Genomic DNA, 24,829 nt, shown 5'->3' on the forward strand with positions numbered 1-24,829 from the left:
GCAACCACTTTTTTTATTCGCAATTTTTAAATATTTAATGGAAAGTGAGAAATAAACATGGCACTGTCTGACATCGATTTAACAAAGGTTAAGTATTATGACCTTAACAATGAAGTTAACATTCCAAAGGATGGTAAGATTCAGTTGGATAAAGATCAAGCGGCATTAAAGGACTTCATTGAAAATAACGTTAAGCCAAATACTAAGCAGTTTTCATCCGTAACCGCTCGTTATAAGTGGTTAGAGGATAACGACTACATTGAAGATGGCTTTATGGATAAGTACAGTGATGCATTTATCGAAAAATTATATGACTACTTAAAAAAGCAGGATTTCCATTTTCATTCGTTTATGGCTGCTTATAAATTCTACGCTCAGTACGCTCTCCGAACTAACGATAAGGAACACTACCTGGAAAATTACATTGATCGTGTTGCAATGAATGCCCTGTACTTAGCTAATGGTGACGAAGAATTAGCAATGCTCCTTGCTGATGAAATTATCCACCAACGCTATCAACCAGCTACTCCAACCTTCCTAAATGTTGGGCGAAAACGCCGGGGAGAGTTTGTTTCCTGTTTTGCCATTCAGCCAACAGACAACATGAACACGATCGGACGGACAATTAACTCAGCTCTTCAACTTTCTAAGATTGGTGGCGGTGTCGGGATCAACCTTAGTAACCTCCGTGAAGCTGGTGCACCAATTAAGAAGATCGAACATGCGGCTAGCGGTGTTGTTCCAGTAATGAAACTCTTAGAGGACAGCTTTTCTTACTCCAACCAGTTGGGTCAACGGCAAGGTGCTGGGGTTGTCTACCTGAGCGTCTTCCACCCAGATATCATTGAATTTCTTGGAGCAAAGAAGGAAAATGCCGACGAAAAGATTCGGTTGAAGACCCTTTCCCTTGGGATCACAGTTCCTGATAAGTTTTATGAGCTAGTTGAAAAAGACGCAGATATGTACCTCTTCAGTCCATACGACGTTGAACGAGTATATGGCAAGCCATTCTCATACGTTGATATTACTGAAGAATATGACAACATGGTTGCTAATGATGAGATTCATAAGAAGAAACTCAATGCTCGGGATCTTGAAGACGAAATCAGTAAGCTTCAACAAGAGTCTGGTTACCCATACATCATCAATATTGATACCGTTAACCGTGACAATCCAATTGACGGCAAGATCGTAATGAGTAACCTTTGCTCAGAGATTGCCCAAGTGCAAACTCCATCTGTCGTTGCCGATGATCAAAGCTACGAAACTCTTGGGACTGATATTAGTTGTAACTTAGGCTCAACGAACATTGCAAATATGATGAACACACCAGACTTCGGTCGATCAATTCGGGCAATCGTTCGTGGCCTCACCCGGATTAGTGACGTGGAAAGCCTCGATGTTGTTCCTTCAATTAAGAAGGGAAATGAACTAAGCCACTCAATTGGCCTTGGTGCAATGGGTCTTCACGGTTACTTGGCTAAGAATCATATTCAATATGGTAGTCCGGTTGCCGTTGAATTTACCAGTGTCTACTTCATGTTGCTTAACTACTGGTCATTAGTTGCTTCTAACGAGATTGCTAAGGAACGTCACGAAACATTCCATAACTTTGAAAAGAGCACGTATGCTGATGGCTCCTACTTCGATAAGTATGTAAACAAAGATTGGGGGCCAAAATCTGACCTTGTAAAGAAGCTTTTTGCAAACATCCACATTCCAACTATTGATGACTGGAAACAGCTTAAAAAGGACGTTATGCAAGATGGTCTCTATAATGAATATCGACTTGCGGTTGCCCCAAATGGATCAACTTCCTACATTAATGATTCAACTGCTAGTCTAACCCCAATCATTAACCGGATCGAAGAACGTCAAGAAAAGATGATCGGTAAGATTTACTATCCTGCACCATACCTTTCAAATGACACCATGCCATACTACCGTTCTGCATATGACATGGACATGCGGACAGTAATTGATACGTACGCCGCAGCACAACAACACGTTGACCAGTCACTATCCTTAACTCTCTTTGTCCGTTCAACGATGCCGGATGGCCTTTATGAATGGAAGAACGGGCGGACAAACAAGATGACAACGCGTGACTTGAATATTCTTCGTCACTATGCCTACAAGAAGGGAATCAAGTCAATTTACTATGTCCGAACATTCACCGATGACAACGATGAAATTGGTGCAAATCAATGTGAAAGTTGTGTAATCTAATCCGGATTAAATTGATTTTCATACCAATGCTTGCTAAACTTAATTTTATATGAATTTTAAGAATTTACGTCTTAAATATTGTTTGATTGTGAATAAGGAGCCTAATAAATGAAGCTTGAAGAATATAAACCTTTGACAGAATATAAAGCGATCAATTGGAATGAAGTTTCCGATATGATTGATAAAGCAACATGGGAAAAGCTAACTGAACAGTTTTGGCTTGATACACGAATCCCTGTTTCTAACGATTTAGATGATTGGCGCGAACTTGATACTGACCATCAATGGACTGTCGGCCACGTCTTCGGTGGTTTGACCCTTCTTGATACCGTTCAATCTGAAGCTGGACTAACTGCTTTAAAGCAAGACGTTAAGACGCAACATGAAACTGCCGTCTTAAATAATATTCAATTCATGGAATCAGTTCATGCTAAGAGTTATTCAACCATTTTCTCAACATTGAACACTCCAGAAGAAATTAGTGAAATCTTTGACTGGTCTGATTCAGAAGAATACTTACAAAACAAAGCTGTTCAAATCGCAAATATTTACCGTGACCCTGAAGAGGATCCACTAAAGAAGAAGGTTGCTAACGTTTTCCTTGAAACTTTCCTCTTCTATTCTGGATTCTATACCCCTCTTTATTACTTAGGCCACAACAAACTAAATAACGTTGCCGAAATTATCAAGTTAATTCTTCGTGATGAATCGGTTCATGGTACCTACATTGGTTACAAGTTCCAAGTTGGAATGCACGACCGGACTGAAAAGCAACAACAGGATATGAAGGATTGGATGTACAACTTCTTGTATGAATTATACGATAACGAAGAAAAGTACATCCACCTGCTTTACGATCAAGTTGGTTGGACAGAAGATGTGTTAACTTTCATTCGTTACAATGCTAATAAGGCACTAATGAATCTCGGTCAAGATCCACTCTTTCCTGATACGGCCTCAGATGTTAACCCAGTTGTTATGAATGGGATTTCAACATCAACTGCTAACCATGATTTCTTTAGCCAAGTTGGTAACGGTTATCGACTTGGTGCAGTCGAAGCAATGAACGACGATGATTATAATGTCGCCGATCCAAACGCTTCAAAGGACAAGAACGATAAAGAATAATCATAACAACAATTAAATAGTTTAAAAGCCACAGAATTGCCATTGATTGACGACAATCCTGTGGCTTTTTATTCTGTTCAATATAGAACATTTAATAATTTTATTCATTAATTAACGTTTTTATACTATTGTGAATTATAATTCAACCAATCTAAATAGATTACATTTTAGTTGCCAAAAGGCGAAAAATAATACCAATATTTTTCTTACTACCGCAGCTGCTGAAGTGATAATAATGGAAACGCTAACAGTATCTTTTACCATTGTTCAATTAATCACATATCTATTTACTTTTCCAAATTTTATAGTATATTTAATTATGTTCAATGATTAACAAAAAACAAATTAAAAATTAAAGGAGCTTATTCTCATGGCTAAAGATAAGAAAAATCTTGAAACTACAACACCTGTTGATAAAGAACAAGAAGCTCAAACAATGATTAACGATTTAGTAGAACGCAGTCAAAAGGCCTTTGACAAGTTACGTTACTATAACCAAGAGCAAGTTGATAAAATCTGTCAAGCAATGGCATTGGCAGCCGAAGAACACCACATGGATTTAGCAGTAGATGCTGCTAACGAAACTGGCCGTGGTGTTGCCGAAGATAAGGCAATCAAAAACATTTACGCTAGTGAATACATTTGGAACAATATTCGTCACGATAAGACTGTTGGTATTATCAAGGATGATGACGAAGACCAAACAATCACAATTTCCGATCCTCTAGGAATTATTGCTGGGGTTGTTCCGGTTACTAACCCAACTTCAACCACAATCTTCAAGTCCATTATCTCTGCTAAGACGCGGAACACCATCATCTTCTCGTTCCACCCACAAGCACTTAATTCTTCTATCAATACTGCTAAAATCCTTCAAGAAGCTGCTGAAAAGGCCGGTGCTCCAAAGGACATGATTCAGTGGATTCCACAATGTAGTCTTGAAGCAACTAACGCATTACTCCGTCACCCTAACATTGCTACCATCTTAGCAACTGGTGGTCCTGCATTAGTTAAGGCTGCTTATAGTTCAGGTAACCCTGCACTAGGTGTTGGTCCTGGTAACGGCCCTGCTTACATTGAAAAGACCGCTAACATTGCTCGTTCTGTTTACGACATTGTCCTTTCCAAGACCTTTGATAACGGAATGATTTGTGCAACTGAAAACTCCGTAGTTGTTGACGATGAAATTTACGACCAAGTAAAAGAAGAGTTCAAGAAGTGGAACTGTTACTTTGTTAAGCCAAATGAAATTGATACCTTCACTGAAGGATTCATCGACACTAAGCGTCACCAGGTACGGGGACCAATTGCCGGCCGTTCAGCTAACGCCATTGCCGAAATGTGTGGCTTAAAGGATGTTCCAGAACACACTAAAGTAATCATTGCTGAATATGAAGGAATCGGTGACGATTACCCACTATCAGCCGAAAAGCTTTCCCCAGTACTTACCATGTATCGGGCAACTTCTCACGAAAACGCCTTCGATATTTGTCGGCAATTACTTCACTACGGTGGTGAAGGTCATACTGCTGCCATCCACACTCTTGATGATGACTTGGCTACTAAGTACGGTCTTGAAATGCGTGCCTCACGGATCATCATTAACTCACCATCTGGTATCGGTGGAATTGGTAACATCTACAATAACATGACACCATCCCTTACTCTTGGTACTGGTTCATACGGTGGTAACTCAGTATCACACAACGTTACAGACTGGGACCTCTTAAACATTAAGGTAATTGCTAAGCGTCGTGAAAACCGTCAATGGGTTAAGATTCCCCCAAAAGTATACTTTCAACGCAACTCACTAAAAGAATTGCGCGATATTCCTAACATCGACCGTGCTTTTATCGTCACTGGTCCAGGAATGAGCAAGCGTGGTTACGTTCAACGAGTAATCGATGAATTGCGTTTACGTCAAAACGAAACTGCTTTCTTGGTATTCGATGATGTTGAAGAAGATCCATCAACTAACACTGTTGAAAAAGGTGTTGCCATGATGAACGACTTCAAGCCAGACACAATCATCGCTCTCGGTGGTGGTTCACCAATGGATGCTGCTAAGGCAATGTGGATGTTCTACGAGCACCCAGAAACTTCCTGGTACGGTGTTATGCAAAAGTACCTTGATATCCGTAAGCGTGCTTACCAAATCAAGAAGCCTACTAAGTCACAATTAATTGGAATTCCTACTACTTCTGGTACTGGTTCTGAAGTTACTCCATTTGCCGTAATCACCGATTCCAAGACCCATGTTAAGTACCCACTTGCTGACTACGCATTAACTCCAAACATTGCGATTGTTGACTCACAATTCGTTGAAACTGTTCCTCCCAAGACCACTGCTTACACGGGTTTGGACGTCCTTTGTCACGCTACTGAATCATATGTTTCAGTAATGGCAACTGATTACACTCGTGGTTGGTCACTCCAAACTATCAAAGGGGTGATGGAATATCTTCCTAGCTCTGTAAAGGGTGATAAGCTTGCTCGGCGGAAGATGCATGACTTCTCAACAATGGCCGGAATGGCATTCGGTCAAGCATTTCTTGGAATTAACCACTCCCTTGCTCACAAAATGGGTGGAGCATTCGGCCTTCCTCACGGTTTGCTAATTGCGATTGCTCTTCCACAAGTTATCCGCTTTAATGCTAAGCGTCCACAAAAACTTGCTCTCTGGCCTCACTACGAGACTTTCCACGCAACTAAGGACTATGCTGATATTGCTCGTTTCATCGGTCTCCAAGGGAACTCTGATGAAGAGTTAGCTGAAGCATACGCTAAGAAGGTTATCGAATTAGCTCACGCTTGTGGCGTTAAATTAAGCCTTAAAGACAATGGCGTTAGTCGTGAAGACTTTGACAAAGTAGTTGATCAGCTTGCTGTCCTCGCTTACGAAGACCAATGTACAACCACTAACCCGGTTGAACCACTAGTAAGTCAACTTAAGGAACTCCTTGAACGTTGCTACGAAGGTACTGGTGTAGAAAACGACTAAACTAGAACTACTAATTCTACTAACATAAATAAGCAGTCCAGATTGACATTCAGTCTTTCGGGGCTGCTTTAAATTTAAGGAAAAGAGGAGGGCGTGACAGCTGCTATCTATAACTTGCTTCTGTCAGGTCCTCTTCTCTTTGTAATAAATAATTTAAGCTCTTTTATAATGAAAGTTTACTGCTGTTGAATGGATGATAATTCTTCATACTGCTTCATCATCCATTCAGTATAGGTCATTTTTTGGTTTGGCTTTGTCTCAGTAACCTTAAGGACTGGAACATTATTCTTTTTAGCTAACTTAACCAGGTTCTTAACCGTGTGACCAGTTGCCTGGGTGTTATCTACAAAGAAAGCAATCTTGTGCTTCTTAATTGCATTTTGGATTTGTGCAATATCCTTAGGTGAAGGATCAGTTCCTTCTTCAATTGCCTTTTCAAAGTGTTGATCCATTACCTTGTAGCCAAGATTTTCCAGTGCGTAGTCAAAGACGGGTTCGCTGACCGCAACTTCCTTCTTTTGTGGATTTACTTGGCTCTTGACTTGAGCAATCTTTTGGTCAAGTTGGCTTAATGATGCAACATACTTCTTTGCATTTTGTTTGTAATAGTCAGCATGTTGAGGATCAATTTTACCATAATCCTTAGCTAACTTATTAGCGAGCTTCTTCATGGTATTTGGTTGATACCAGATATGTTCATTATCGCCAACTTTTTTACCCATCATTGAACCAACATTAACTACCTTAATGTTCTTTTTATTATCGCTTGACTTAACTAGCTTATTCATCCAATGGTCGTAACCAATCCCGTTTTCAATCACAACATTAGCGTGTTCAACCTGTGATGCTTGCTTAATACCGGGCTTATAGTCATGGGGATCAACAGAGGAATTGTTAATAAAGGAAGTAACCTTCCCTTGATTACCAGCAACCGCTTTGGCGACTTCTCCATAAAAATTAAGTCCCGTAACTACTTTAATTGGCTTTTGACTATTAGCACTTATAGAATGAGTCATCACTAACGGTAAAACCAGCATTAACGATAACCCAACTATTACAAGTTTCTTAAGAAAATTCTTCATTTTCTTCCTCCTTAATCGTAATGATTACTATTATCATCAGTAAATATATTAAACACTCCTTACTAAAAATGCAAGACCTTTTTGAATAAGCAATTTAAAAAGCCTTAGCACTAGGATTTCCCTAATACTAAGGCCAATTAATTTTATTGAACTGCTTTGATATTAATCACCGAATTATCGCCATCGGTCGCTTCCAGGCGAAGGAGGTTTGCTGCTGAATCGTTTTGTCGAAGATCTTCCGTACCATGATCAACACCATCTAATTTATTATCACCGTCAACGGTATGAAGAATAAAGCCATCGGCATGAGAGTCAATAACCTTATTATCACCATCAGCAGTTTTAACGGTGTAATGCCCTTTAAACACTGTCCTATGACTAGTAAAATCGCCATCCCCAATGGTCGTCCGGCCACCTTCAACTGATAATTGATTGTAAATAACGTTACCATCTGCAACGTTAACATCGACACCATTTAAGTCAACGTTATTAATTTCTAAATCGCCATCAACAACTTCAATCTTACCCGAGATTTTGGTCCCCTTTGGTACAGTAATAACTAAGGTATTATCACCATCATCACGATTAAAAAAGGTTCCATGCCCATATTTTTGGGTAATCGTTGCTACTTTTCCAGCAAACTTAACCTTTGGGGCTTGAGTATTAGTTCCTTGATACCGAATTGAAAATTTCTTCCCGGTCTTTAACATCACGTTGGCATCAGGCACATTAAGGTCCAGTTCAGAAAATTCTTGATGACTACTTAATTGCTTGGTAATCCGATGGCTAATCTCTGGAGTATAACCATTAAAATGGACGTTCTTTACCCCATGCCCAGCAAAGCCAATTCCCATTAAAATAATTCCTACAACTAGAATTCCCAGACTAATCTTGAACATTCTTTTCATGACGTTGAGCCCTCCTCTGAAGTAGTTTTTGGTAAATATACTTGGACAGGTTAGCAATTGCCTGAGTTAGCCAGCGAATAATCCAATAGCCCAGTGGTATGCAAAGTAACAAGAAGCCAAGCATGGCTATCCCAGTACCCAGATAAAAGATCCCAGTCATCGGTGCAGTAACAATTACCCCGACTCCCGTATAGAAAAGAACACCGGTTGCAAAGAAGAGGCCCACTAACGTACCGAGGATTCCAATTCCAATACCAAACACCGCTGCAAAAGCCGCAAAGAGGACCATTAATGCTCCTAAGCTTAAGGCAAAAGTAATTGGTGAGGTAATAATTGCAACTAAGACCAACCAAAAGACCCGCCAATTAGAATGTGGAGAAGCTGTTCGCCCTTGCTTCACTTCCTCATCATTAGCTTTGATTGAGTAGTCCGCTAAAATCTTATGACTCAGTTGACGGGGGTTCCCTAATTCATGAATAATTTGCTGGTAATTGTCATACCCAGCGTCCTCAATGTATTCATTATAAAAATCTAAGGCATCCTGACGTTCATCATCCGTTAACGGTGCCAAATACTTTTCTAGCTCTGAAATGTATTTTTGACGAGCTTCCATTATTCTTCTCCACCTTTCCGATAAAATATTCGGTCTAAGTTTTCTTTATACTCCTTCCAGAGTTGTAATATTTCTGTTAAACGCTGTTCCCCGGTATCCGTGATTTGATAATATCGCCGGTTTCGTCCCTGAAACGGTTTATCATACGTTGTTAAGTCACCATTCTTTTTCAATCGACGCAGGACCGGATACATTGTTGATTCAGAAATATCAATTACATTTCTCACCCGTTGCGTTAATGCATAACCATAGTAGTCATCCTGCTTCAGGATTGCTAATACAAGTCCATCAAGGAGTTCAGCAGTTATTTGGATCTTCATTTTATTTTCCTCCTTAACTCGTCTAATATTATACATGATATAATATTAGACGTAAGGACATATTTTAATTATAATTAAATTCACAACGAACTTATTTTTGCTAACTATTAATTTGTTAGAATATAGGTTACATAAGTCGTAATTAGTTAAAGGGAGGCACAGCACATGATAAAAGAATTCAAAGAGTTTATTGCACGGGGAAATGTTATCGATATGGCCGTCGGGATTATCGTTGGGGCAGCATTTACCTCAATTGTTAAATCCCTCGTTAATAACCTGATTAACCCCTTAATCGGTATTTTTATCGGTCGAATTGATCTCTCAAATCTTGTTTGGCAAGTCGGCGATGCACAGTTCAAATATGGGAGTTTCCTAAACTCAGTGATTAACTTCCTAATTATTTCTTTTGTTGTCTTCTTGATGGTTAAGATTATTAATCGTTTCCGAAAGAAAAAGGAAGAAGAAACCCCAGCCCCTAGTGAAGAGGTTCAGTATTTAAAAGAAATTACCGAACTCTTAAAAAAGCAAAATAATAATTAAAAAATAACTTCTCGTCAATAAGTATAATTATTTTCGACGAGAAGTTATTATTTTTATTATTAACTTATTGTTGGAACTATTAGCCCTATGCTGTTAATATAAAGCTAAGGGGGAAGCAGTAAGTGAGGTGGTCCTTGGCAGAATGAAAGTAATTAATCTAACCATATCGTTAACTGTAGAGGAATCTTTACTACCCACACTCAATAATTGCCAGCCAGATTGGCTACCATAAACTTGAAATAACATGATATCTCCTCCCAATATTATTGTTAGCGGTTACATTACCACTAATTTTATTTTATCGGAGGGCAAAAGAGATACCAAACCCATTTTTGCACATTTATCTTATAGAAAGACACTCATAAACAATGATCGGATTTAGCGATAAATATTTAAAAAAGAAAAAAGCCGGGAATAATCCCAGCTTTTTAAATTTATATTTGAAGTTAGACTACTTAAGGGTAACAGTAGCACCAGCGGCTTCAAGCTTTTCCTTGATGTCGTTAGCTTCGTCTTCCTTAACGTCTTCCTTGATTGCTGAAGGAGCACCGTCAACAAGGTCCTTAGCATCCTTAAGGCCAACACCAGTGATGTCCTTAACAGCCTTGATAACCTTAACCTTAGCGGCACCTGGTTCAGTCAATTCAACAGTGAAGCTGTCCTTAGCAGCAGCGTCGCCACCAGCAGCACCTGCAGCTGCAACTGGAGCAGCTGCAGAAACGTCGAATTCGTCTTCGATAGCCTTAACAAGATCGTTAAGGTCAGAAATTGATGCTTCCTTTAATGAAGCAATGATAGCATCCTTATCAAAAGCCATGATTATATTCCTCCAATATTTAGGTAATTAATTTTAATTTGATAATATATGGTAATACGACAATTATGCGGCTTCGTTTTCCTTGTCGGCAACGGCCTTGACTGCACGAGCAATCTTCCGCATTGGGTCTTGCAATGCAGATGCAAGTATTGACAACAGATCTTCACGACTAGGCATAGTAGCGTATTCGTTAATTTCATCGAGGGTCTTAACACTCTTTTCGATGAAACCACCCTTGATTTCAAGAGCGTCGTGGTCATCGGCGAAATTCTTCAAGATCTTAGCTGGGGCAATTGGGTCTTCGTTAGAGAAGGCAACAGCAGTTGGGCCAACAAAAGTATCACGAAGGTCTTCGTAGTCAGTACCTTCAACGGCACGGTCAAGAATCTTGTTCTTGATAACTGACATCTTAACACCGGCATCACGAAGTTGCTTACGCAAGTCAGTAACTTCAGCAACAGTTAAACCACGGTAATCAACAACGATAGCTGATTCAGCATTGTTAATCAATTCAACGGTTTGCTTAACAATTTCAGCTTTCTTAGCAATAGCTGCTTCACTCATGAATTTTCACCTCCTGCAATGTAGTTTGATCGGATTTATAAAAAAATCCCTATGACCGCAGACATAGAGAAGGAACTTAATTCTTCCTCGGCAGGCATACGATTAAGGCTTTCGCCACCTGAGTCTTAGGCAGAGTCATATTTAATCAACTTTAGTAGTATAACATCTTCGTTTTTCCTTGTAAAGGATAACTCGAATTTTATTCAGATAGCTGAAGAGAAAGGAGGTGTTGTACAATTAAACTATTAACTGCTTGAAGGAGCTTAAATATATGAAAGATCATGGCCTATTACTTGTTAACCTTGGCTCACCTGCTAAACCAACGACACCAGCCGTCAAAAAATATTTACGTGAATTTCTCGGCGATCATAATGTGGTCGAAATGCCCGCCGCTATCTGGAAGCCACTATTGAACGGGATTATCCTGCCAATGCGTTCTTGGCGTTCTGCGACATTTTATCGTGATTGCTGGCTAGAGAACGGTTCACCATTAATTGTTAATACAGCTAATTTAACCAAAAAAGTTCAGGAACTATTACCTAACTGGGTGGTTAAGATGGCAATGACATATGGGGAACCTAGCATCGGCGACACCCTTCGTCAAATGAAGAAAGAATGCAAGCAAATTATTGTTCTTTCTTTATTCCCCCATTTCACCCAAAGCACTACTCAATCCATCATCGATCAAGTCAAAGCGGTTGATCCAACATTGCCAATTATTGACCGCTTTGCTGATGAAGATGACTACCTCGACGTTCTTAGCCAACATATTCAGGAGGAGTGGGATCAAAAAGATTACGATCTGCTAATCATTTCCTATCACGGCATTCCAGTTTCCATGGTCAAACATGGGGATCCCTATCAGGATGAAACCGAACGAACAACAAAAGAGCTTCGTAAACGCCTAGACATCCCCCAAGCCAAAATTAAAATGGCTTACCAATCAAAGTTTGGACCAATGCCCTGGCTGAAACCATATCTTAAAAACACCCTCCTCCAATCTGCCCAACTCGGTAAAAGAAATATCTTAATCGTTGCACCTTCATTTGTTACCGACTGCTTAGAAACAATTGAAGAAAATTCAGTGCAAAATTATCAAGCATTTCGTGAGAATGGCGGGGATATTCTTGATGTCGTTCCGTCCCTCAATGATAACATCAAGTTTGCCAACTTTCTTGCTAACCTTGCTCAGGAGCGATTAGATCAATGAAAAAGAAAAGCTTAGACGAAATTAATGGTAGTGTTGCCGTCCCCACCGTCTATCAATCAGCATTCTGGCTAAAGTTCCTGGCATATAGTGGTCCAGGTGCTCTCGTTGCCGTTGGCTATATGGATCCGGGTAATTGGCTGACATCTTTGGCCGGTGGCGGTCAGTATGGATATTCCTTACTCAGCGTCCTTCTTATTTCAATTGTCGTTGCAATGGTCATGCAATCATTGTCAATCAAACTTGGCGTCGTTACCAGAACGGATCTCGCACAAGCAATTGCAAACCGGGTTCCGAAACCTGTCCGAATCGGCTTATGGCTATTAAACGAACTTGCTATGATGGCAACTGATCTGACTGGAGTGGTAGGGACTTCAATTGCACTCTACCTCCTATTTCATCTGCCACTAATAGTCGGCATCTTCCTCACGGTTGCTGACGTTCTGATCGTTCTTCTGTTTTTACGCTTTGGGATCCGGCGAGTTGAATCTATTGTCCTCTTCACGATCCTAATAGTTGGGAGCATCTTTGCAATCGAGGTTTGTCGCGCCCATCCCCACTGGACAGCAATCTTAACGGGATTAATGCCCCAAACACAGATAATCACGAATCATTCAGAACTTCTCTTAAGTTTGGGAATCATTGGGGCAACGATCATGCCTCATAACATTTACCTTCATTCTGCATTGGCCCAAAGTCGACGATACGATGAACATGACCCCGCCCAAGTTACTGAAACCCTTAAATTTGCCAACTGGGACTCAGTCATTCACCTGTTTGCGGCATTAATTGTAAACGCACTTCTCCTAATTTTAGGTGGGACGCTTTTTTACCATACTGCAACCTTAAATAGTCTTGCTGACGTTTTTTACGGATTAAGGGATCATCAAATTGTTGGTACCTTAGCTAGCCCATTAATGAGCTGGTTATTTGGCTTTGCTCTCCTCATCACGGGATTGATCTCGTCAATAACGAGCACATTAGCGGGGCAGATCGTTATGGAAGGTTATATCAATATCCGTCTCCCATTATGGAAACGACGGTTACTTACCCGTTTTGTTACTTTGATTCCTATTATCATTATTGGCTGCTTAGTTCGCTTTAATGAACAACAGTTTGAACAATTAATTATCTACGCCCAGATTATTCTAAGTATTGCCCTGCCATTTACTCTTTTTCCCTTAATTGCAATCACTAGTGATCCAAAACTTATGGGAACCCATGCCAATCATCTTTGGCAAGCAATTATTGAATATGCCTTGGTTACCCTTTTAACCGGACTAAACTTAATGGCACTATTTTAGGAGATTAAAAATTTGAAAAAGAAATTAACGTTAACTATCGGAGTCATTTGTTGGCTATTATTTGTTATCTTACTAACTGGTGTTGTTCATCATTCAATGTGGATTAATCAGATTGATCAGTTTGGCTTTCAATTACTACACCCAACGTTTCCAAATGAAACTCAGGCCATGATCGTTTTAACCCACCTTGGTGACCCAATCATTCTTCAAACAGCTACAATTATTTTAGCTCTTTATCTATGGTGGCAAAACAGGCTTAACGAAAGTCTCTGGTATGTGTTCCTCCAGTTTATTGGCTACTCACTAGTAATTCTCATTAAATATAATGTTCTTCGCATTCGGCCAAGTAATAAACTGTTTCCAGCTAATGGTTATAGTTTCCCCAGTGGTCATACCTTTGCGACCACTATTTTTGTCTTTACTGTTCTTTCTCTGCTTCTTCCTTATCTTCATCACCAATCAGGAAAAGTTATCTTTCGAATATTTGGTGCATTATGGATCGTTATAATAATGGCAACCCGGGTTTATCTCCACGATCACTTTACCAGTGATGTCATTGGTGGCCTGCTACTTGCATGTGGCTGGTGGTTAATTATGAACTCTTTTCGTCACCAGCTTTCACAATGGTTAATTAAGCCAATTACGAAAATAAGACTATGAAAAAAGAACTCAAGAGGAATTCCTCTTGAGTTCTTTTTTAGGTCAGGGCGGTATGTGGGATTCGAACCCACGCGTGCCGGACCCACAAACCGGTGTGTTAACCAAACTTCACCAATACCGCCATATTGATAACCAAGAAATATAATAGCACACATCCATCTGCGAGTAAATCAATTAATTTACAATTTACCGATAATTTCACCAAACTGATACCAGTTATAACGCAAGAAACGGCCTCCAGAACTTTGCTAAGTTCTGGAAGTCGTTTTTAATCTACGGAATCTCAATAGCTAATTACTAAATATTCATAACGTTTTAGTGAGTAAAGCCGTACTTTTTTAGTTCGGTTTTTTCATGGCTAATAACATGGGACTTGTTCAATTCGTCAATTGCTTGCTTCAAATCTTCGATAAAGTCGTAAGCCATATTCATACTGAAGTCAGCCCGGCAAACAATCCGTTGTACTTCAACTTTATCAAGGTTTTCTGGTAATGGGTAAGCAGGAACCTGCCAACCCTTCATCCGGAGACGATCTGCAAGATCATAGAGGGTCCACTTAGCATCGTCTTCCTTCTTATGCTTGTAGCAAACGATCGGTAATTCTGAACCATCATTAACGATTTCAAAATGACCAAGTTGTGAAATCTCTTTAGCTAAGAATACCGCAACATCATGCGTCCGCTTTTGAATATCTCGGTAACCATTGTAGCCAAAGCGAACAAAATTGTAGTATTGACCAATAATTTGTGAAGCACTCCGCGAGAAGTTAATCGCCATCGTTGGTAATTCACCACCAAGGTAACTAACTTTGAAAATTAGTTTGTCTGGCAAAAACTTCTTGTCACGCCAGAGAACCCAACCAATACCAGGGTAAACTAAACCATACTTGTGACCTGAAGAATTAATTGAAACAACGTTCTTCAACTGGAAGTCCCACTTAATATCAGGTTCCATGAATGGGGCATAGAAACCACCGGAAGCTGCATCAACGTGAATGTAAACTTTGTATGGAGTTGTCTTGTTGTACTCTTCAACAAGGTCGTTTAGTTTTTCAATATTGTCATAACGTCCGGTATAAGTAATACCCATGATGCCCACAATTCCAATTGTGTATTCATCAACATAATCCATTACCTTTTCCATATTCAGTGATTGGTGCTTCTCATCCATCGGAACAGTCCGCAATTCAATATCAAAGTAGGTAGCAAACTTTTCCCAACAAACTTGATAACCTGACGAAATAACTAGGTTTGGCTTATGAGCGTGGATATCAAGGCCCAGTTTCTTTGCCCGTTCACGCCAAGCAAACTTCATTGCTAGGCCACCCAGCATACAACCTTCTGAAGAACCAACAGTTGAGGTTCCCATATAGTTTTCATCTGGTTGTGCGTGCCATAAATCAGCGATAATGTTAACACAACGATTCTCTAGTTCAGCGGTCCGTGGATATTCGGACTTATCAATCGCATTCTTTTCCATCGTTTCTGCCATAATCTTAGTGGCGTTTGGCTCCATGTAAGTTTGACAAAAAGTTGCCAGGTTCTCACGGGCGTTTCCTTCGTCCAATAATTGATCCTTAACGATTCGGTAAGCAATTCGTGGCTCAACCGGTCGTTCATTTAATTTGTACTTTGGTAATTCATGATCAGATGAATATGAACCAAAAATTGGATCAAGATAGTTTCGCTTTTCCTGACTATTTTTACCGTATAATCCAGCCATATAAATAACCTCCTAGTTATTTTGCGTATGTTCATTTGATGCGAGTTTCTGGGATAATATGGTGCTCACCACGAGCAATTGGTGGTACAGATGGAATAATATCCTGTGCGCTTAAGTGCTTTGGTTGGTCACCATTACCATCATCATTACCGTGATTCAACTTATAATGGAATGCATAGATAATGAATGGAATAACTAGTGCAATAATAAAGCTAACAATTAGCACGGTCAGGTAAGCCTTATCCGATGACCGTGGTAAGTTGCTCGGTGGTACAAAGGAAATGTAGAAAGCAAAGATTGAGACTAATAGTCCACAGACGGAAATAATTGTTTTACCAAATGTCCCACCAGGGACTTCGTATTTACGTTTCAAATCTTTCTTCTTAAAGATCAAAACCAAGTAACCAATAAAGAATAGCAGGTAACCAACAAGGTAGATCACAACGGTTAGTGACATTGCTGCAAAGAATGAAACGTTGTCACTGCCACCACCAAATGTTAGAACTGCATCCCAAATGGAAACAATAACCCCTTGAATGGCGATTAGTGGTATTGGAACACCGGCTTTATTTGTCTTCCGGAACCACTTAGGTAAGATCCCTTGCTGGGCCGTTGCAAACATTCCCCGTGAAGGACCAATAACCCAAGAACTAATTTCGGCCATAACACCGGCAGCAATCATTAAGGCAATTACCTTAACTAACCAGCCTAAATGTGGATTAATATATAGCAATGAGTAATTAAATGCTTGAACAACACCAGCACTAAGTGACAATTCCTTTTGTGGAACAACCGCAGCAACCGTAAAGCCACCAAAGGTATCCAAGCAAATAGCAAGAATAACCAAGATAAACATGGCAAGCGGGTAATTACGCTTTGGATTCTGCAATTCATTAATGTGCGATGCTGAAGCTTCAACACCCATGTAAGCTAATACGAAGGAAACAAAGACAACCAGCGTATTGAGCTTAGCAAAATCTGGTACAAAGGCATGTGGTGTAAACGTAAGTTGGATTGGATCGCCCTTCACGATATACCAAACTGCCAGAATAAATAGGATTAGCGATGGGATTAAAATCCCAATAGAAAATCCCCACTTGGCAATTCGAGCAGTATATTTAGTACCAGCAAATTGTGAGAACGTTAAAAGCCAAAAGATAATTAGGACACCGAAGAATTTAATCACTGGAACCTGATTTAACTCGGGCCAATCAAAAACAAATGATAATGCCCCAAGAATGAAGTAAATCATTGTAATGAAACCAACAGTAATTTGGAACCACTGAAAGAAGATCGCCGCGAAGCCCCAGCGTTCGCCAAGAGTATGCTTAACCCAGCTAAAGATTCCACCACCATTTTTGTTCCAGCCATTTACCGTTGCCATTTCGGCAGCACATAAAGCAACCGGTAAGAACCAAAAGATTCCACCGAGGATGAGGAAGAAGATCAAGTGCAACTTGGAAGTCGCAAATGTCGGATACTCATAAGCGGTCAAAACCATTGATGCGGTCAATGAAAAGAATCCAAAGAGGGTTAGATTTCGCGTCGCTTGTTTTGCGTTACTATTCATAATTCTCTCCTTTCATTCTTAATAGATTGATAAATAACAGAAGGCTATCCGACGTCATAAAACTAACTTTGGATCCATTAAGCTAAATTTAGTAGTCGATATTAATAATCAGCAAAGTTATTTATCGCACCCTGAATATAACAAATAATTCCCTAATTTCAAAGTAATATGATAATAACTATTTTTGTTAATTATAAATAATTTGCATACTAGTTACTTGTTGTTGCCTATATAAAATAGTTATCTGTATATAAATATTAGTAATTCTTATTGGTTGACTTTATGGCATAATTTACGTTATAAAGAATGTTTAAGCTGAATTAATTTAAAATAAAAAAATAGCCAGAGAGGATATCTCCCTGACTATTTTTTATTCTAATTACTTCTTTAGAAGCTTTCCAAATCAAGTGTAACACTTGGTCCGAAAGTAGAAGCGATTGAAGCATGTTGTACATAAGTACCACGTACAGAAGCTGGACGGGACTTCATAACAATATCTTCAATAGTCTTTAAGTTTTCGACTAACTTGTCAGTGTCGAATGAAACTTTACCGAATGGTACAGCAACGTTACCATCACGGTCAGTCCGGTAAGTAACCTTACCAGCCTTTGATTCTTCAACGGCCTTGGCAACATCCATTGTAACCGTGCCAGTCTTAGGGTTTGGCATTAAGCCCTTAGGTCCAAGAATCCGACCTAAACGACCTACAACTGGCATCATGTCTGGAGTTGCGATTGCAACGTCGAAATCTAACCAGCCGTCTTGAATCTTGTCAGCTAAGTCAGCATCACCAACAAAGTCAGCGCCTGCATCCTTAGCAGCCTTAGCATTGTCTCCCTTAGCGAAAACAATAACTGTTTGATCCTTACCAGTACCGTTTGGTAAAACAACGGCACCACGTAATTGTTGGTCAGCTTGCTTAGTGTCAACGTTTAACTTAAATGCAACTTCAACAGTTGAGTCAAAGTTAGCGAAATCAATATCTTTTACTAATTGAACTGCGTCGTTAACAGCGTACTTCTTCTTGCTGTCAACCTTTTTAAGCGCATCTTGGTACTTCTTACCACGATTTTTAGCCATCTTGTGTTTTCCTCCTTGCAAATGTGGTCTAGCGGAGTTAATACCTCCCACGGGACATCCTACTTTAATAGGATATCCGGACTGCTACTTAGAACTAGTCTTCAACAGTGAAGCCCATGCTCCGTGCAGTACCTTCGATCATGCGCATAGCTGCTTCAACATCAGCGGCGTTTAGATCTTGCATCTTAGTTTCGGCGATTTCCTTAACTTGAGCCTTGGTTACAGATGCAACCTTGTTAGTGTTAGGTTCACCGGAACCGTGTTCAACACCAGCGGCCTTCTTCAGTAAGACAGCAGCAGGTGGCGTCTTAGTAATGAAGTCGAATGAACGGTCCTCATATACGGTAATAACAACTGGGATCAACATACCCTTTTGGTCTGCTGTCCGAGCGTTAAATTCCTTAGTGAAGCCCATAATGTTAATACCTGCTTGTCCAAGTGCAGGACCTACTGGTGGAGCTGGTGTAGCAGCACCGGCAGGAATTTGCAACTTGACAACGTTAGCTACTTTTTTTGCCACGAGACAAAACCTCCTTAGTCCGTGTTGTGGTCATGATGAGGCAGTAAATTTACCTCTCCCACAGTATGTTTAATAGCATACCTAGGTAAAATACCACATTTATTATTAAAATTCAAGGTAATAGTTTAAAAATGAGTTTTATTGGGTGAGCGGCTGTGTTCTACCGCGGTATGGAATCAGCTCGTCCGAATTTTCCTTCTACTGCAGCATAGCCAAAACGTGCTCAGCCTAACCTTCCTCGAGCTAACGACCTCCACCTCCGACGGCATACCGCCGTTCGGTGGAGAAATCGTTAGCCACCGGAAGGTTTTAACGGCTTCACACTCTTTTTATTCTACCGTATCAATTTGGTCAAAGCCAAGTTCGGCGGAAGTTTCGCGGCCGAACATTTCAACGTTAACCTTTAGCTTCATCTTTTCGTGATCAACTTCGGTAACCTTACCGGTTAAATCAGCGAATGGACCGGCGATAACTTTTACGCTGTCACCTACGTTAACATCAATATCGTGTTGAACGGTTTGAACACCCATCCGTTTCATAATCCGGTCAACTTCTTCAGGAAGCAATGGCGTTGGCTTAGAACCACCACCGTGTGAACCTAAGAAACCAGTAACCCCTGGGGTATTCCGTGCAATATACCATGCTTGGTCAGTCATTACCATTTCTACTAAAACATAACCAGGGAAAGTCTTTTCAACGATTTCCTTTGCCTGACCATCCTTAACTTGTCGAACCTCATCTTCAGGAACAACAACCCGGAAAATATAGTCTTGCATTCCCATTGATTGCGCACGAGATTCCAAGTTACTCTTAACCCGGTTTTCATAGCCAGAGTATGTATGTAAGACGTACCAACGCTTTTCGTTTGATTCCACGATAAATCCTCCTTAAGTAAAAATCACTTTCATTTTCAAATTCAAAATAAAAAACCTCGCGGATCCCCACGAAGCTTGCTGCTTTTAGTATAGCAAATCTATTATAGTTTGACCACTGCTTAGACAAATAACTTCATCAAAAGTTGAATTAGCCAATCGAATAAGGCAAAAAATAGGACAAAGAACAGCGTTAAAGAAATAACAATGGTTGTATCACGCCGGTTCTCACGAGCTGTTGGCCAAACAACCAGTTTCATTTCATGATTTACGCTTTTAATAAAACGAAACAAATGCATAATTTCCTCCAACTAATTATCGAGTTTCACGATGCAGAGTATACTCTCCACAATGTTTACAAAATTTTTTTAATTCTAATCGTTCTGATCGTTGAGGATTGGCGGTAATCACATAATTATGAGCGCCACATTTTGTACATTCCAACGCAACTTTCTTTTGGGACATACTTCCACCTCCACATACATTTTAGATTAGCATGTTCTCTCTACTAAAACAAGTCTATCAATAAGGGACCCGGTAACTTAATACCAAGGTCCCTTTTATAATTTCAGTTTTATTAATAATTTCCGAACATATCTCCTATTAGATCATTCACCCGTCAAAATTCTGACTAACTTAGTCCTACTCCGCGAAAGTGAGCTTTGGACTTGACGCTTACTACAATGTAATTCCCGACAAACATTTTTAATTGACTTCCCGGTAACAATCATTGATAGTACCCGTCGTTCAAAAGGTGAACTAATTCTAATAATCTCTTCAATACTCTGATGGCAACAAACGATTCCTTCAGGTGAGTTTTCTCCTTCAAGCAGTTCTTCATTACTGCTCCCACCCAGTAGTTCTAACTGTTCAACTGGGATCCGCTTATTTGCCTGTTGCGAACGATATAAATCAAGTAACCGATTAACCAAACTCTGCTTATAAAAGCCGCTAAATTGATGGATATCCCTACCATCATAAGAATAAATAACCTTTAGCAATACGAGCTGGGCTTCTTGACACCAGTCTTCAAATTCTAGCTCAGTAATATAGTATCTTTGCCAAAGTCGCTTAACTAGTGAAGAATAACAATCATATAAAGCCATAAACTTATCCTCATCGCCAAATTGTGCTTGGTTGAGTAATTTGAGATCAGCTGACTGATTTTTCATCATCATCCTAACTCAACTCATTTGTTAAGTATTACCTTTCTTGAATTGGCTTTCCCACCCACTTTGCGATCGCATTTGTTTCATTTTCTGAGCATGGGTTCCTTGTTCGTCAAGAAGGTAACCCACTTTCAGTTCGTTGCCTGACAAATAGGATCTCCATCCTATTACCAGGAAGAATTAGGTTCTTAGTATTGGTTCCTGATACTAATTCCACCAACTCTTGGTGATTAATGCCTGAAAATAATCTACCAAATTTTATTTAATTTGAATAGTACTTTATTGTGATTTGTTGAACAACTATTCAAATGATAGTTATCAAAATATAATTCTGAGGTTAATATTATTTAATTAATACAATTATCGTTGACCCCCATGAATTTAAAAGAGACATTTGTATCATTTACACCATTATCTTTTGTTATGGTCAATTTTATAATTCAAAAAAATTTTCTTATTTAATTATTCACTTAATCCCGTGAGGTGACTTTCTTAAATCAACTAAACAAAAAAGAGACCGGCAAAGATACCAATCTCTAACTCGCTATGATAAACATTCATATCATAACGTTATCAATCTTTACAATGGATGTCGTGAATTAAAGCCCTGATAAATTAACAGGCTAGCTGCAACACTGGCATTTAAGCTTTGAACGTGACCAATCATTGGAATTGTCAGCATTTCATCACAGTTCTTCTTTAATAATTGAGAAATGCCCTTTCCTTCATTACCGATTACTAAGGCTACGGCCCCCTTAGCATTCCAGCGCCGATAATCTGTTCCCTTCATATCAGTACCAAAAAGCCATACTCCGCGATCCTTTAATTCTTGCGCCGTTTGCACAAGGTTAGTAACCCGAGCAACAGGAACATGTTCGATTGCTCCCGTAGAAGTCTTTGCCACCACGGAAGTTAGCCCAACCGCACGACGCCGAGGAATAATAATCCCATGTACTCCCGCAGCATCGGCGGTCCGAATTATTGAGCCAAGGTTATGCGGGTCTTCCAGCTCATCTAAGATCAGGAAAAACGGGTCTTCCTCATGCTTAGCCGCATTATCAAACAGATCGTCAATCGTTGCATAATGATACGCTGCAACTGCTAAAGCAACCCCCTGGTGGTTTTGGTGATCGCTCATCTGATCCAGTTTGGTCTTCGGTACGTTTGAAATTACCAAATGCTTTTCCTTAGCCAATTTAATAATTTGTGAAATGGCATCGGACTTTAGGCCTGATTGAATAAAGACCTTGTTAATCTCTTGATCAGACTTTAATGCCATTACAGCCGGATGACGGCCAATAATAAAATCATTGTTTTCACTTTTCATGTCGTGTTCTCCCTGCTTCAACCTGCTGAATGCACCACTCTGCTAATTCGGTAACCCGTTCCTGCTTACCAGCTAACTGGAGATAGCCCATCATCGCCTCAAAACCGGTCGAAATCCGGTAAGTTAAAACGGAAGTGTGCTTTGCATGAGTATGACTATTAGCGTTCCGTCCTCGCTTAAAGTAGGCCCATTCATCTTCATTCAAGATATCATCCTGCTTCATCAGGTCAATCAATGCTGCTTGAGCCTTAGCAGAAACATAATGAGTCGCAATGTGTTGCAGCTTAGTTGGCTTAGCTAAGCCAGTACTCAAAAGGTGCTGACGAATAAATACTTCATAAACGGCATCCCCCAAGTAAGCAAGGGCAATTCCATTCAATTGTCGATAATCTGCTTGTTCCATTAAATTCCTTCCAGTCTATTTCTTAACTCGCTTAAACCGTGTCCCCTGTGGCGTATCTTCAAGAATAATTCCTTGATTCTTTAATTCATCACGAATTTGGTCACTTCGGGCAAAATCTTTATTTTTCCGTGCTTCATTCCGTTCATCAATCAATGCTTGAATGTGATCATCATTTAATTCATTGTTGCTTGCAGTTAATTTTACACCGAAGATTGCAACTAACTCAGCAATTAAGTCTTTGATCTCGGTTAGTGCTTCTGACTTAACCTGATCCTGTTGAGCGTAAACGTTGGCATACTTAACTAATTCGTAAACAACTGTAATCCCATTCTGAACATTAATATCATCATCCATTGCTTCAACGAATGCTTGCCTGAAGTCAGCCAATTTTTCAGTAACCACTGAATCGTTGCCTTCCTGAGCATCCCCTTGTCGGTACGTTAAATTATCAAATGCAGTTTGGATATGTTCAAGGTTATTCTTGGCGTCAATAAGGTTATCCTTACTGTACTGAATTGGCCGCCGATACTGAGTTGTTGCCATAAAGAACCGCAGCACTTGTGGATCAACCCGTTTAATAATGTCATGAACAGTGATGAAGTTATGTAAAGACTTACTCATCTTTTCGTTATCTTTTCCGATGGTAACAAATCCGTTATGCATCCAATAACGAACAAATTTTTGACCAGTCTCCGCTTCACTTTGTGCAATTTCATTCTCATGGTGAGGAAATTCCAAATCCTGACCACCACCGTGAATATCAATCGTCTTACCAAGATACTTGGTTGACATTACTGAACACTCAATATGCCAACCGGGACGACCCTTTCCCCAAGGAGAATCCCAGCTAATTTCACCTGGCTTAGCTGCTTTCCAGAGGGCAAAGTCCATCGGATCTTCCTTCTTGTTGACTTCATCAGCGCTAACATGCTCACTAGCACCAACTTCTAAATCATCAATTGACTGTCCAGATAGTTGTCCATAATGCTTAAACTTCCGTGCCCGATAGTAAACATCACCATCGTTCTCGTACGCATAGCCCTTTTCGATTAATCCCTGAACAAACTCAATAATTTCAGGAATGTTTTCGGTTGCCCGCGGATGCATTGTTGCTGGCTCAATATTAATTGCCTTAGTGTCTTCCATAAATGCCTTGATGTACTTATCTGCTAACTGAGGAACAGTAATTCCTTGTTCATGAGCAGCCTTAATCATCTTATCATCAACGTCGGTAAAGTTAGAGACATAATTCACCTTATATCCCTTGAACTCAAGATATCGTCGAACCGTATCAAAGGCAATTGCTGATCGAGCATTCCCAATGTGGATATAGTTATACACAGTTGGGCCACAGACATACATGTTAACAACTCCTGGGGTTTGCGGTTTAAATTCTTCTTGCTTACGGGTCAATGTGTTATATATTGTTAGCATGACTGTCTGCTCCTTTCACTTCTATACCCATTAATACTAACATATCTAGCTAATTAAACGTATTGTCGGTTATTTTTTCTAAGGAAAAACTTTTTTTACTTTATCGTCACAATTTCTTCACATTCTCCTGATAGTATATAAAGCGTAGTAAAGATATCCAACTTTACTACTAATGAAACCTATTATTTTTCAATTACTCCTCCCAATAGTAACCGAAAAAATAATTTATATGAGGATCCCCCAAGTCCTCATAATACTCCTCAAGAGATAGCACTATCCTAGCTATCTCTTTTTGTTTGTAGGTAGTGTGTAAAAAAGGCGAGAAAAGTTTTCGGACTTTTCTCGCCTTTTTTGTGTGT

General features: G+C 39.8%; 24 protein-coding genes, 1 tRNA gene and 1 other annotated feature. Of the genes, 7 read left to right on the top strand and 18 right to left on the bottom strand.

Annotated elements, in window-relative coordinates:
• The first annotated feature begins 57 nt into the window (after positions 1-57).
• The 3 genes from nrdE (at position 58) to adhE (ending at position 6,358) form a co-directional block, all read left to right on the top strand.
• Entirely contained in the window at positions 58-2,229 is a 2,172-nt protein-coding gene (gene nrdE / locus LKJ51_RS01200; protein ID WP_291978642.1) for a class 1b ribonucleoside-diphosphate reductase subunit alpha, read from the top strand.
• Between the two features lie 108 nt (positions 2,230-2,337).
• Entirely contained in the window at positions 2,338-3,357 is a 1,020-nt protein-coding gene (nrdF, locus tag LKJ51_RS01205) for a class 1b ribonucleoside-diphosphate reductase subunit beta (protein ID WP_291978641.1), read from the top strand.
• A 370-nt stretch (positions 3,358-3,727) separates the two neighbouring features.
• Positions 3,728-6,358, top strand: coding sequence for a bifunctional acetaldehyde-CoA/alcohol dehydrogenase (gene adhE, locus LKJ51_RS01210; RefSeq protein WP_291978640.1), 2,631 nt, complete (start codon positions 3,728-3,730; stop codon positions 6,356-6,358).
• 176 nt (positions 6,359-6,534) lie between these two features.
• On the opposite strand, the gene LKJ51_RS01215 is transcribed toward adhE, so the two are convergent.
• The 4 genes from LKJ51_RS01215 to LKJ51_RS01230 all read right to left on the bottom strand — a co-directional run bounded on the left by LKJ51_RS01215 (position 6,535) and on the right by LKJ51_RS01230 (position 9,281).
• Positions 6,535-7,395: a metal ABC transporter solute-binding protein, Zn/Mn family gene (locus LKJ51_RS01215; protein WP_434737665.1), complete on the bottom strand. Its 861-nt coding sequence runs from the start codon at positions 7,393-7,395 to the stop codon at positions 6,535-6,537.
• Between the two features lie 188 nt (positions 7,396-7,583).
• Entirely contained in the window at positions 7,584-8,348 is a 765-nt protein-coding gene (locus LKJ51_RS01220) for a DUF4097 family beta strand repeat-containing protein (RefSeq protein ID WP_291978638.1), read from the bottom strand.
• Positions 8,326-8,961, bottom strand: coding sequence for a DUF1700 domain-containing protein (locus tag LKJ51_RS01225; protein ID WP_291978637.1), 636 nt, complete (start codon positions 8,959-8,961; stop codon positions 8,326-8,328). Before LKJ51_RS01225 ends, LKJ51_RS01220 begins: the two co-directional genes overlap by 23 nt.
• Positions 8,961-9,281, bottom strand: coding sequence for a PadR family transcriptional regulator (locus LKJ51_RS01230; protein ID WP_291978636.1), 321 nt, complete (start codon positions 9,279-9,281; stop codon positions 8,961-8,963). The genes LKJ51_RS01225 and LKJ51_RS01230 overlap by 1 nt, the downstream gene beginning before the upstream one ends.
• 165 nt (positions 9,282-9,446) lie before the next feature.
• Between LKJ51_RS01230 and mscL the strand changes: the two genes are divergently transcribed.
• Positions 9,447-9,821, top strand: coding sequence for a large-conductance mechanosensitive channel protein MscL (gene mscL / locus LKJ51_RS01235; RefSeq protein ID WP_291978635.1), 375 nt, complete (start codon positions 9,447-9,449; stop codon positions 9,819-9,821).
• 451 nt (positions 9,822-10,272) lie between these two features.
• Here the strand turns inward: mscL and rplL are convergent, their stop codons facing one another.
• The gene (gene rplL / locus LKJ51_RS01240) at positions 10,273-10,638 is read right to left on the bottom strand and encodes a 50S ribosomal protein L7/L12 (protein ID WP_291978634.1); all 366 of its coding nucleotides are present in this window, start codon (positions 10,636-10,638) and stop codon (positions 10,273-10,275) included.
• 63 nt (positions 10,639-10,701) lie between these two features.
• Positions 10,702-11,202 (bottom strand): 50S ribosomal protein L10, encoded by a 501-nt coding sequence (gene rplJ / locus LKJ51_RS01245; RefSeq protein ID WP_291978633.1) that lies wholly within the window; start codon positions 11,200-11,202, stop codon positions 10,702-10,704.
• 31 nt (positions 11,203-11,233) lie between these two features.
• Positions 11,234-11,350 (bottom strand) — a sequence feature (ribosomal protein L10 leader region).
• 123 nt (positions 11,351-11,473) lie between these two features.
• On the opposite strand from rplJ, the gene hemH reads away from it, so the two are divergent.
• The 3 genes from hemH to LKJ51_RS01260 are packed head-to-tail and all read left to right on the top strand — an operon-like array spanning position 11,474 to position 14,373.
• Positions 11,474-12,412 (top strand): ferrochelatase, encoded by a 939-nt coding sequence (gene hemH, locus LKJ51_RS01250; RefSeq protein ID WP_291978632.1) that lies wholly within the window; start codon positions 11,474-11,476, stop codon positions 12,410-12,412.
• Positions 12,409-13,713, top strand: a complete 1,305-nt coding sequence (locus LKJ51_RS01255; protein WP_291978631.1) for an Nramp family divalent metal transporter — start codon at positions 12,409-12,411, stop codon at positions 13,711-13,713. Before hemH ends, LKJ51_RS01255 begins: the two co-directional genes overlap by 4 nt.
• Before the next feature lie 12 nt (positions 13,714-13,725).
• A complete protein-coding gene (locus tag LKJ51_RS01260) occupies positions 13,726-14,373 on the top strand; it encodes a phosphatase PAP2 family protein (protein WP_291978630.1) in 648 nt (215 codons plus the stop codon).
• A gap of 46 nt (positions 14,374-14,419) precedes the next feature.
• Here the strand turns inward: LKJ51_RS01260 and LKJ51_RS01265 are convergent.
• The 12 genes from LKJ51_RS01265 to cysS all read right to left on the bottom strand — a co-directional run bounded on the left by LKJ51_RS01265 (position 14,420) and on the right by cysS (position 24,470).
• Positions 14,420-14,494, bottom strand: a tRNA-His gene (locus LKJ51_RS01265).
• A gap of 194 nt (positions 14,495-14,688) precedes the next feature.
• Positions 14,689-16,095 carry a glutamate decarboxylase gene (locus tag LKJ51_RS01270; RefSeq protein WP_291978629.1) on the bottom strand — a complete coding sequence of 469 codons (1,407 nt, stop codon included), beginning with the start codon at positions 16,093-16,095 and terminating at the stop codon, positions 14,689-14,691.
• 31 nt (positions 16,096-16,126) lie between these two features.
• A complete protein-coding gene (gene gadC / locus LKJ51_RS01275) occupies positions 16,127-17,665 on the bottom strand; it encodes a glutamate:gamma-aminobutyrate antiporter (RefSeq protein WP_291980043.1) in 1,539 nt (512 codons plus the stop codon).
• Between the two features lie 387 nt (positions 17,666-18,052).
• The gene (gene rplA, locus LKJ51_RS01280; RefSeq protein WP_291980044.1) at positions 18,053-18,745 is read right to left on the bottom strand and encodes a 50S ribosomal protein L1; all 693 of its coding nucleotides are present in this window, start codon (positions 18,743-18,745) and stop codon (positions 18,053-18,055) included.
• A gap of 94 nt (positions 18,746-18,839) precedes the next feature.
• Positions 18,840-19,265: a 50S ribosomal protein L11 gene (gene rplK / locus LKJ51_RS01285; protein ID WP_003717526.1), complete on the bottom strand. Its 426-nt coding sequence runs from the start codon at positions 19,263-19,265 to the stop codon at positions 18,840-18,842.
• 329 nt (positions 19,266-19,594) lie between these two features.
• Positions 19,595-20,140, bottom strand: coding sequence for a transcription termination/antitermination protein NusG (gene nusG, locus LKJ51_RS01290; protein ID WP_291980045.1), 546 nt, complete (start codon positions 20,138-20,140; stop codon positions 19,595-19,597).
• Positions 20,141-20,259: 119 nt separating this feature from the next.
• Positions 20,260-20,436 carry a preprotein translocase subunit SecE gene (gene secE, locus LKJ51_RS01295; RefSeq protein ID WP_003717524.1) on the bottom strand — a complete coding sequence of 59 codons (177 nt, stop codon included), beginning with the start codon at positions 20,434-20,436 and terminating at the stop codon, positions 20,260-20,262.
• Positions 20,437-20,452: 16 nt separating this feature from the next.
• On the bottom strand, positions 20,453-20,602 hold the full coding sequence (gene rpmG / locus LKJ51_RS01300; RefSeq protein WP_291979733.1) for a 50S ribosomal protein L33: 150 nt from the start codon (positions 20,600-20,602) through the stop codon (positions 20,453-20,455).
• A 143-nt stretch (positions 20,603-20,745) separates the two neighbouring features.
• Positions 20,746-21,315, bottom strand: coding sequence for an RNA polymerase sigma factor (locus LKJ51_RS01305; protein ID WP_291979731.1), 570 nt, complete (start codon positions 21,313-21,315; stop codon positions 20,746-20,748).
• 571 nt (positions 21,316-21,886) lie between these two features.
• Complete coding sequence (gene rlmB, locus LKJ51_RS01310; protein WP_291979730.1) at positions 21,887-22,633, bottom strand: 23S rRNA (guanosine(2251)-2'-O)-methyltransferase RlmB; 747 nt, start codon at positions 22,631-22,633, stop codon at positions 21,887-21,889.
• Positions 22,623-23,036, bottom strand: a complete 414-nt coding sequence (locus LKJ51_RS01315) for a Mini-ribonuclease 3 (protein WP_291979729.1) — start codon at positions 23,034-23,036, stop codon at positions 22,623-22,625. The genes rlmB and LKJ51_RS01315 overlap by 11 nt, the downstream gene beginning before the upstream one ends.
• 15 nt (positions 23,037-23,051) lie before the next feature.
• Positions 23,052-24,470 carry a cysteine--tRNA ligase gene (gene cysS, locus LKJ51_RS01320; protein ID WP_291979728.1) on the bottom strand — a complete coding sequence of 473 codons (1,419 nt, stop codon included), beginning with the start codon at positions 24,468-24,470 and terminating at the stop codon, positions 23,052-23,054.
• Positions 24,471-24,829 lie beyond the last annotated feature (359 nt).

It is taken from the genome of Limosilactobacillus sp. (assembly GCF_022651205.1).
Taxonomy (GTDB): domain Bacteria; phylum Bacillota; class Bacilli; order Lactobacillales; family Lactobacillaceae; genus Limosilactobacillus.

What these genes read in the sequence shown, in the direction of transcription:
- rplA (WP_291980044.1), bottom strand. Translation starts at nt 18,745, where the DNA reads ATGGCTAAAAATCGTGGTAAGAAGTACCAAGATGCGCTTAAAAAGGTT.
- LKJ51_RS01255 (WP_291978631.1), top strand. Translation starts at nt 12,409, where the DNA reads ATGAAAAAGAAAAGCTTAGACGAAATTAATGGTAGTGTTGCCGTCCCC.
- LKJ51_RS01220 (WP_291978638.1), bottom strand. Translation starts at nt 8,348, where the DNA reads ATGAAAAGAATGTTCAAGATTAGTCTGGGAATTCTAGTTGTAGGAATT.
- nrdF (WP_291978641.1), top strand. Translation starts at nt 2,338, where the DNA reads ATGAAGCTTGAAGAATATAAACCTTTGACAGAATATAAAGCGATCAAT.
- rpmG (WP_291979733.1), bottom strand. Translation starts at nt 20,602, where the DNA reads ATGTCCCAAAAGAAAGTTGCGTTGGAATGTACAAAATGTGGCGCTCAT.
- hemH (WP_291978632.1), top strand. Translation starts at nt 11,474, where the DNA reads ATGAAAGATCATGGCCTATTACTTGTTAACCTTGGCTCACCTGCTAAA.
- secE (WP_003717524.1), bottom strand. Translation starts at nt 20,436, where the DNA reads ATGCATTTGTTTCGTTTTATTAAAAGCGTAAATCATGAAATGAAACTG.
- LKJ51_RS01225 (WP_291978637.1), bottom strand. Translation starts at nt 8,961, where the DNA reads ATGGAAGCTCGTCAAAAATACATTTCAGAGCTAGAAAAGTATTTGGCA.
- gadC (WP_291980043.1), bottom strand. Translation starts at nt 17,665, where the DNA reads ATGAATAGTAACGCAAAACAAGCGACGCGAAATCTAACCCTCTTTGGA.
- LKJ51_RS01315 (WP_291979729.1), bottom strand. Translation starts at nt 23,036, where the DNA reads ATGGAACAAGCAGATTATCGACAATTGAATGGAATTGCCCTTGCTTAC.
- mscL (WP_291978635.1), top strand. Translation starts at nt 9,447, where the DNA reads ATGATAAAAGAATTCAAAGAGTTTATTGCACGGGGAAATGTTATCGAT.
- LKJ51_RS01270 (WP_291978629.1), bottom strand. Translation starts at nt 16,095, where the DNA reads ATGGCTGGATTATACGGTAAAAATAGTCAGGAAAAGCGAAACTATCTT.
- rplJ (WP_291978633.1), bottom strand. Translation starts at nt 11,202, where the DNA reads ATGAGTGAAGCAGCTATTGCTAAGAAAGCTGAAATTGTTAAGCAAACC.
- LKJ51_RS01305 (WP_291979731.1), bottom strand. Translation starts at nt 21,315, where the DNA reads ATGATGATGAAAAATCAGTCAGCTGATCTCAAATTACTCAACCAAGCA.
- nrdE (WP_291978642.1), top strand. Translation starts at nt 58, where the DNA reads ATGGCACTGTCTGACATCGATTTAACAAAGGTTAAGTATTATGACCTT.
- LKJ51_RS01230 (WP_291978636.1), bottom strand. Translation starts at nt 9,281, where the DNA reads ATGAAGATCCAAATAACTGCTGAACTCCTTGATGGACTTGTATTAGCA.
- LKJ51_RS01215 (WP_434737665.1), bottom strand. Translation starts at nt 7,395, where the DNA reads ATGCTGGTTTTACCGTTAGTGATGACTCATTCTATAAGTGCTAATAGT.
- adhE (WP_291978640.1), top strand. Translation starts at nt 3,728, where the DNA reads ATGGCTAAAGATAAGAAAAATCTTGAAACTACAACACCTGTTGATAAA.
- rplL (WP_291978634.1), bottom strand. Translation starts at nt 10,638, where the DNA reads ATGGCTTTTGATAAGGATGCTATCATTGCTTCATTAAAGGAAGCATCA.
- cysS (WP_291979728.1), bottom strand. Translation starts at nt 24,470, where the DNA reads ATGCTAACAATATATAACACATTGACCCGTAAGCAAGAAGAATTTAAA.
- rlmB (WP_291979730.1), bottom strand. Translation starts at nt 22,633, where the DNA reads ATGAAAAGTGAAAACAATGATTTTATTATTGGCCGTCATCCGGCTGTA.